5 protein-coding genes are annotated in these 6,208 nt (G+C 67.4%); all 5 read right to left on the reverse strand.

All coding sequences use genetic code 11. The features are described 5' to 3' along the window. A partial coding sequence (locus tag GXZ33_RS00965; protein WP_291338998.1) for an arabinosyltransferase domain-containing protein occupies positions 1–952 on the reverse strand: 952 nt, incomplete at its 3' end. Continuing rightward, positions 942–2,987, reverse strand: a complete 2,046-nt coding sequence (locus GXZ33_RS00970; RefSeq protein ID WP_291338999.1) for a galactan 5-O-arabinofuranosyltransferase — start codon at positions 2,985–2,987, stop codon at positions 942–944. The genes GXZ33_RS00970 and GXZ33_RS00965, both read right to left, overlap by 11 nt. A 2-nt stretch (positions 2,988–2,989) precedes the next feature. Next, the gene (locus GXZ33_RS00975) at positions 2,990–3,751 is read right to left on the reverse strand and encodes a decaprenylphospho-beta-D-erythro-pentofuranosid-2-ulose 2-reductase (RefSeq protein WP_291339000.1); all 762 of its coding nucleotides are present in this window, start codon (positions 3,749–3,751) and stop codon (positions 2,990–2,992) included. 13 nt (positions 3,752–3,764) lie between these two features. Further along, the gene (locus GXZ33_RS00980; protein ID WP_291339001.1) at positions 3,765–5,174 is read right to left on the reverse strand and encodes an FAD-binding oxidoreductase; all 1,410 of its coding nucleotides are present in this window, start codon (positions 5,172–5,174) and stop codon (positions 3,765–3,767) included. An 822-nt stretch (positions 5,175–5,996) separates the two neighbouring features. Next, positions 5,997–6,208 (reverse strand): hypothetical protein (locus GXZ33_RS00985; protein WP_291339002.1); only part of this gene is annotated, 212 nt, incomplete at its 5' end.

A 6,208-nucleotide genomic window follows, 5' to 3' on the forward strand; every position in this document is an offset into this window, starting at 1 on the left:
CGAAGGGCGACTCCGGCACACCGAACCAGCGGTAGTAGTTCGCCATGTAGTCCGCGTTGCCGGACACCCGCGCCATGGTGAGGATGAAGCCGTCATCCGAGGTGTTGGCGCCGAAGATGTGCCAGAAGGCCAGGACCGCGCCGACCACCCCGTCGAGGGGGCGGAGCCTCCACCACCCGGCGGGCAGGAAGCGGCGGGCGGAACGGCCGTCGAGGCGGTCCATCCGGTGCAGCGCCCACAGGGCGACCAGCAGGGAGAGCAGCCCGCCGAACATCGCCGCGTACTTCAGCGCCGAGGGGGCGGAGGTGAAGCGGGAGTTGATCTCGATGTCGGCGGCGAGGCCGGCGTCGACGAGCGTGGCCGCGTCCCCGTCGATCTCCGTGTAGATGCCGGTGACCTGCGGACGGACGTCCTCCTCCTCGATGATCCCCTTGTGTCTCGTGCCGGGGATGGTGACGGTCGTCTCGTCCTCGGTGGAGGAGATGGTGAGCACGGCGTCGTCGGGAAGCGCGTCCACCTCGTCGGCGGTCAGCTCGAAGGGCACCTGGTTGCGGACCACCACATCGATCCCGCCCTCCCACGAGCGGATGAACAGTCCGCGGGAGGTGGCGTCGGTGGAGTCCGCGGGTAGCGTCGACAGCAACAGGGTCTGCCCGTCCCGCAGCCCGTCCAACGCCTCATCGACCGGTAACCTGATGTCGATGTGTTCCGGCGCGAAGGACACCAGGGGAGCGTTGACCGAGGTCAGGCTGTCACCCTGGGGCCAGGACAGGGAGGACTGGGTCTGGTTGACCGGGAGGAAAGGCGTCAGCAGGAACAGCACGAAGCCGAGCAGGCCCGAGATGATCGCGACGTTCTTCAGCCACCCCGGTGCCACAGGAGTGGCGGGAGGTGACTCTCGGTGAGACACGGCAGTAACAGACACAGATGTGGAGTCTACGTCAGGAAGCATCCTTCACCCGGGTCGCCACCACAAACGGGCCTATCTGGGTGGTCTCCCACTCCTCCCCGCTGAACGCCTCCGGGTCGAAGTAGATGCCCCGGTAACGCACGTTCGGGTTGTTCGGGTAGATGTCCTCGGCGATGTGCGACTTCCACCCCGGGTTGATCGAGGCGTCGGCGGGCGGGTCCAGCACGCCGCGCAGCACGAACACGTCGGGGGCGCGCCACGGGGCGTCGTCAAGGGCGGCGGTGAACTTCTCCGGGGATTCCGCCCAGGAGTTCTCCGCCCACCGCAGGATCGTGTCGTTGCGGGCCTGGAACTCACCGAGCGGGTTGGCGTAGTGGCTGGTGAAGGCCTGGAAACCGAAGTAGGGGTGGTAGGCGAGGAAGTTGATCTCGTCGGTGAACACGACCGTGTCCAGCGGGTCGTGCCCGTGGGAGCGGATCTCCTCGTCGATCTGCCCGTAGTAGCGGCCCGCGTCCGCGGCGTACTGGTCGGCGCGTTCGCCGTAGCCGTCGGTGTCGGAGTAGGCGCGGTCGAGCGCGCGCTGGTTCTCCACCGGGATCTGCTGCGCGTAGTGCAGGCCCGCGGCGCTGAGGATCACCACCATGAGGATGGTCACGTAACGACGCCCCCGTGCCGTCAGCCGGTCCGGGTAGAGGACGTCGAGTCCCACGAGGCGCAGTTCGGCCAGGCCGAGGACACCGGCGGTGGCCAGCTGCAGCACGATGAGGGCGTCCACGCGGAAACCCAGGAGGGTGGTGCCCGCCAGGGTGGCGATCATCGACGCCAGCGCCCACAAATAGAAACCGATGAGGCCGATGGCCATGCTGCGGGCGTCACCGGCGGTGAAGCGGACCACCAGCCAGACCAGGCCGATGAGGCAGAGCACACCCACCAGGGACAGGGAGAGGAACGGCGCGGGGATCTGGGCACCCTCGACCGGCAGGTAGTGCGGGGCGGTGGAGCCGTCCGTCGGGTGCCCGGTGACGGTGAGCCACAGGTAGGGCCCCCAGACCACGGACGCGATGCCCAGGGAGATCGAGCCGAGCACGACGAGCCGGAGGAGCGGTCCCCAGGTGCGGAACACCAGGACCGCGAAGACGGCACCCAGCGTGACCACGGAGAGGGCCACGACCGCCGTGTACAGCGTGTAGAAGGACGCCGAGACACCTAGGAAGATGGCGGTGCCCACGAGCGCGAACCAGGCGCCCCGCAGCGCCCGCCCGGCGAGGACCGTCGCGGCGGGCACACCCAGGGCGACGACGGCGCCGTAGGGCTCCTCCGCGGCCATGACCAGCATGACGGCGGTGGACACCAGCGCGATGGCCACCGCGACGGGCAGGGAGCCGGTGATCCGCTGCCACACCGGCACGAGCAGGGAGGCGGCGGCACCGAGGGAGACCAGCGCCCACGGCTGGTAGACCTCCCAGCCCGGCATGTCGAGGAGATTGGCCATCCGGCCGCCCAGCCAGAACCAGCCCAGCGGGTAGTAGGTGGGCAGGTCGATGTAGTTCATGTCCTGGTTGGCCCACGTCGTGGCCATCCGGCTGAGGAACTGGGTGCGGAATCCCTGGTCGATGTGGATGCCGTCGAGGTAGAGCCGGGTCGCGGACAGCGGGACCGCCGTCGTGGAGACGACCAACGCCGCCGGCGACAGGTAGGACACCAGGTAGGTCAGCCAGACCCGCCACCGCGGCCGGAGGACCACCAGTTCCGGCACCGCCGGGCCGATGTTCCCGTCGGGGCCGGGTTCCGGTTCGTGGGACTCGAGGGCCGCTTCCCGACGCCGCGCCGCCCGCTGCTCATCCAGCGCCCACAGGACGACGAGCGTCCCGACGACCGCCAGCAGCAGCAGCGTCGCCGCCGTGGACAGCGCATACGTCATGTTGGACGTGTTGAACGCCGGCCAGCTGGTCATCCGCAGGACGAACCAGGCGGCGAAGGTGAACAGAGCACCACCGACCGCGGCAACCGGGATCCCCGTCAGGGTGCCCCGTCTGCTCAGCCGGTCGGTGGTGTACTCCTCGGTCGCAGTCGACATGCCTAAAAGGGTAGCCTGCGGAAGATCTGGCGCGGGATGAGGTTGAACACGGCGGACACGGCCTCGAAGGCCGGGTGCACGAAGATGATGTCGCGGCCCTTGATCACGCCCTCGACGGTGGCCTCCGCCACCTCCTCGATGTCCACCGTGAGCGGGGCCTCCTTGACCCCGGCGGACATCTTCGTGCGCACCTGACCCGGGCGGACGACGAGCACGTTGGCGCCGGAGCCGCGCAGGGCCTCACCGAGCTGGGTGTAGAAGCCGTCGAGGCCGGCCTTGGAGGCGCCGTAGACGAAGTTGGAGCGGCGCACGCGGACACCCGCCACCGAGGAGAGTGCCACGATGGTGCCGTGACCCTGCTCCCGGAACTTCTGGCCGAGCAGCACACCCACCGACACGGGGCCGGTGTAGTTGGTCTGGGCGGACGCGACGGCGGCGGCCTGGTCCTGCCACAGGGCCTCCTGGTCACCCAGGGTGCCGAACGCGACGACCGCCACGTCGATGTCACCGTCGGAGAACGCCAGGTCGATGACGTCGGGGTGGGATTCGAAGTCGGTGGCGTCGAAGTCGATGACCTCGACGTCGGTGGCGCCGGCGTCGCGGACCTGGGCCACGGCGGCGTCGATACGCGGCGAATCCTCACGGGCGGCGAGGATGACGCGGGCGGGACCGCGTCGGAGGAACTCGGAGACGATGCCGAGACCGATCTCGGACGTGCCGCCGAGCAGCAGAATGTTCTGGGCCTGGCCCACTGCGTTGAGCATGTGTTCTTCCTGTCTAGTTCAGTTCGAGGCGGCGGGACATGTCGGACGCGAAGACGCCGGTCGGGTCGATCTCGTTGCGGGTCTTCAGCCAGCCCTCCATGCCCGGGTACATCTGGTGGAAGTTCTCCGCGGAGGTGCGGGACTCCTTGGCCAGGTAGAGGCGGCCGCCGAACTCCATGACGCGACGGTCCAGCTCGTCGAGGAACTCGTGGAGACCCTTCTTGATGGGGAAGTCGACGCAGACGTTCCAGCCCGGCATCGGGTAGGACAGCGGCGCACGGTTACCCGGGCCGAAGAGCTTGAACACGTTGAGCGCGGAGTAGTGGCCGGACTTCTGGATGTCGCGGATGATCTCCTTGAACGGCTCGACCGCGTCGGTGGGCACGACGAACTGGTACTGCAGGAAGCCGTTCTTGCCGTAGCCGCGGTTCCACTCACCGATCAGGTCGAGCGGCTGGTAGAACTGCGTCAGGTTCTGCACCTGGTTCTGGTAGGTGCCCGACTTCAGCCACCACAGCTCACCGATGGCGATCATGGACAGCTTGTTCATCGTCCACGAGGGGAAGATGTCCGGCACGGTGACCAGCTGCGGGGCGTTGAACTTCAGCGGGTCCTTCGCCAGCTTCGGCGCCAGCTCCTTGAGCTGGTCGAGCGTGGCCAGGGAGCCGCGGGAGATGGCGGCGCGGCCCAGCTTCGGCTCCGGGGAGATCGCGTCGAACCAGGCGGAGGAGTAGGTGTAGTTGTGCTCGGAACCGTCCGAGTGGAACTCCACCGTCTCATCCAGGGTCTGGGTGAGGTCGCCGTCGGCGATGAAGTAGGCGGTCTCCGTGCGGGTCATGCGGATCGTGGCGCGCAGGATGATGCCGGTCAGGCCCATGCCGCCGACGGTCGCCCAGAACAGGGTGCCGTCCGGGTCGTCCGGGGAGCCCTCCGGCTCTAGGTGCAGGACGCGGCCGTCCGCGACGAGCAGCTCCATCGAGGCGACGTGGTCGCCGAAGGAGCCGGCCGAGTGGTGGTTCTTGCCGTGGATGTCCGGGCCGATGGCACCGCCGATGGTCACCTGGCGGGTGCCCGGCAGGACCGGCACCCACAGGCCGTAGGGGAGCGCGGCCTTCATGAGCTGATCCAGGGTGACTCCGCCGTCGACGTCCACGAGGGCCGTGTCCGGGTCGATGGAGTGGATCTTGTTCAGCGCCGGCATGTCGATGACGAGGCCGCCGCCGTTCTGCGCCGGGTCACCGTAGGAGCGGCCCAGGCCACGCGCGATGACGCCGCGACGCAGGTGGGCGGGCTTGTCGGCGTTCTCGTCGGCCACCCGGGCCACCGCCGCGATGATCTTCTCGACGTCCGGGGTCGACAGCACGTGCGCCGTCGAGGGGGCCGTGCGGCCCCAGCCGGTGAGGGACTTGGTCTGGAGTTCCATCTTCGCGAATTCTTCTTTCGACAGATCTGGGTATCGGTTCCACAGTAGTCCTGCACCCCTCCTGCGGCGGGGAGGCGGCGATGTGACAGGGGCCTCTGTTCTCACGTTGCCAGTTCAGGGGCAGGCCGTTCCGGGGATTGACAGGTGGGTGACAGGTTCGCACGGGGCCGGGGAAGGGTGATAAGTGGAACTTTTCGCAGCACAGAATGCGGAACGGGGGTGGTCGGGGGTGGGAAAACCATGTCACTTTCATCCGCAATGAAACATTCGGTTGTGGACCCGCGATAGGGGTGTTATTTTTGCGTTAACTCCTCCGGAAACGCGGACAGCGCGTCACGGAGCCCCGTTTCGGGTGTTTTCACCCCGGATGGGGGTAGGTGGCCGACGGGTCGGAAAAGTTTTTTCACCCGTGGGGATGATGTGATTTTATCCCTGTGACCACTGCCTTTTCTCTCAGGCCCTCAATGAGGGTCCGCTTTGTGCTGCCTGAAAACAGCTGCGCCCCTTGCACTGGCTCGCGGCCCTGTGTGATTGTGGAGTCACCGACACGGACCAACCGGAACGTGTGACCCGACAAAAGTAAAGGAGACCATCATGGTCGACAACATCTTCGGTATCTCTTCCCAGGTTCTCACTGGTGCAGGCAACGTCATCACCGCCATCTTCAACGGTGTCGTGGCTGTCTTCAACTCCATCAGGGGCGCCTTCTAAGACACCCCTCGTGGCGGCCCTGTCCATGAGCGGGGCCCTGCAGGGAGAAGCTCCCGTGTGGATCATCCACACGGGAGCTTCTGCGTTTTCCGGGGAGGGTCGGGGAGGGCCTCAGAGGTCGAGGATCTCCCGGATGGCGGCCGGGAGCTCCTCCTGCGAGGTGATCTCCGGGCCCCCGCCGGCGGCGTACTCGCGTAGCAGGCGGTAGACCTCGCTGCGGTCGTGGCTGTCGAGGATGGGCAGCTCCTGGGCGATCATCCGGGTCATGAAGTCGTTGAGGGGGAGGTTGGTCTGCTCGGCGGCGACGAAGCGGCCTTCACGCA

The sequence above is a fragment of the Corynebacterium sp. genome (assembly GCF_012838985.1).
Lineage (GTDB): Bacteria > Actinomycetota > Actinomycetes > Mycobacteriales > Mycobacteriaceae > Corynebacterium.

Bases quoted from the DNA above. Each gene is read 5' to 3' on its own strand.
- GXZ33_RS00970 (WP_291338999.1), bottom strand. From the start codon at position 2,987: ATGTCGACTGCGACCGAGGAGTACACCACCGACCGGCTGAGCAGACGG.
- GXZ33_RS00975 (WP_291339000.1), bottom strand. From the start codon at position 3,751: ATGCTCAACGCAGTGGGCCAGGCCCAGAACATTCTGCTGCTCGGCGGC.
- GXZ33_RS00980 (WP_291339001.1), bottom strand. From the start codon at position 5,174: ATGGAACTCCAGACCAAGTCCCTCACCGGCTGGGGCCGCACGGCCCCC.